Below are 1,455 nucleotides of genomic sequence, written 5' to 3' on the forward strand. Positions count from 1 at the left end.
CAAAGATATCATTATCTCAGGCGGTGAGAATATCTCTAGTATCGAAGTCGAAAACGTTCTATATAAATTGCCTTCGATTCAAAGCTGTGCAGTAGTCGCTGCCCCGCATGATAAATGGGGCGAAGTGCCAGTGGCATTTATCGAGATTCATGAAGACAGCACCTTGCAGCGCGATACGGTTATGGAGCACTGCAAGCAACATTTAGCCGGTTTTAAAGTCCCTAAATACATTATCTTTGCCGAAATTCCAAAAACCAGTACCGGTAAAGTGCAAAAGTTTGAGCTGCGTCAAGCGGCCATCTCACTTGCCCATGAGACGCCAAAAGTAACGTCTAGTGCAAAATAGCGTTTAAATCTGAGTGACGAGCGCTTGTATACTGAAGCTTAAAACACAAAAAAGGCTTAGTCTATTCTCTTAGACTGAGCCTTTTTTTATTTTAGACTTCTTTTTTACTAACCAATCTTGTCATCAGCCAAGCCTGTGTTCATTAAGCTTACGTTAATTAAGCCTAGGCTCAAGCCACTGAAAAGCAAGCATACCTGTTATCATCGCTGGAATAAATACATAGGCCTGCCATTGTCCAGTGCCAAGCAGCACAATACCTGGCCCCGGGCAAATACCAACCAATCCCCAGCCGATACCAAATAGCATCGCACCGATTAACAATTTTTTTGTGATGACTGTTTTGTTTGGCATATCAATTGCGGTGCCAATCCAGCTGCTCTTTTGCCGTCTGGCTAACTGTACGCCAACGATGGCAACTGCTAGGCCGCCGCCCATCACTAGGGCTAAAGAAATATCCCAAGCACCAAAAACGTCCAAAAAGCCTTGTACTTTAACAGGATCGGTCATACCTGATATCAGCAGCCCAAACCCGAATAATAATCCAGCCAGTAATCCAATTATATTTTTTAGCATTATTATATCTCGCTATCATCTTTTATTAAAAGTATCGAACGCCGTCTATGCAATACGCTATCTAAGCCATTTTGCATTTATAGTAACCCTAGTACATGATGACCGATATAGACGGTCACGATACCAAAGAGCATAAAGGTCACTGTCGCTGCTATAGAGCGCGGTGACATACGCGCATTGCCGCAGATGCCATGACCACTTGTGCAACCTGAACCTAAGCGCGTACCAAAGCCGACTAGCAACCCTGCTGCAATCAGCAGCGGTAAAGAGGTGCTGACTTCTATGTCAGGCAAAGGTCTGAACGCACTATAGAGTAAAGGCGAGATGATTAGACCAGCAATAAATAGAACTTGCCACATCTCCACGCGCTTGGGTTTTAGCAAACTTGAAAAGATGCCACTAATGCCAGCAATACGCCCAATACCCAGCAGCAAGATGACAGTCGCCACTCCTAGCATCAAACCACCTACTAAGGATATGGGCGTAAATGCTTGCCAGTCCACTTGTATACTCATAACGGTTTACTCACTAGTTTT

Annotated in this window: 3 protein-coding genes; 1 reads left to right on the plus strand and 2 read right to left on the minus strand. The window is 44.3% G+C overall.

Features of this window, described 5'->3' with window-relative positions; translation table 11 throughout:
* A partial coding sequence (locus ACS8FD_RS14405) for an AMP-binding enzyme (RefSeq protein ID WP_439276361.1) occupies nucleotides 1-346 on the plus strand: 346 nt, incomplete at its 5' end.
* A gap of 153 nt (nucleotides 347-499) precedes the next feature.
* Here the strand turns inward: ACS8FD_RS14405 and ACS8FD_RS14410 are convergent.
* Both ACS8FD_RS14410 and ACS8FD_RS14415 read right to left on the minus strand, forming a co-directional pair.
* Nucleotides 500-919 carry a DUF6691 family protein gene (locus ACS8FD_RS14410; RefSeq protein ID WP_075103374.1) on the minus strand — a complete coding sequence of 140 codons (420 nt, stop codon included), beginning with the start codon at nucleotides 917-919 and terminating at the stop codon, nucleotides 500-502.
* A gap of 77 nt (nucleotides 920-996) precedes the next feature.
* Nucleotides 997-1,434, minus strand: a complete 438-nt coding sequence (locus ACS8FD_RS14415) for a YeeE/YedE family protein (protein ID WP_439262283.1) — start codon at nucleotides 1,432-1,434, stop codon at nucleotides 997-999.
* Between the last annotated feature and the right edge of the window lie 21 nt (nucleotides 1,435-1,455).

It is taken from the genome of Psychrobacter sp. 1U2, assembly GCF_051847575.1.

Excerpts from the sequence above, each read along its gene's own strand:
- ACS8FD_RS14415 (WP_439262283.1), bottom strand. The coding sequence starts at position 1,434 with ATGAGTATACAAGTGGACTGGCAAGCATTTACGCCCATATCCTTAGTA.
- ACS8FD_RS14410 (WP_075103374.1), bottom strand. The coding sequence starts at position 919 with ATGCTAAAAAATATAATTGGATTACTGGCTGGATTATTATTCGGGTTT.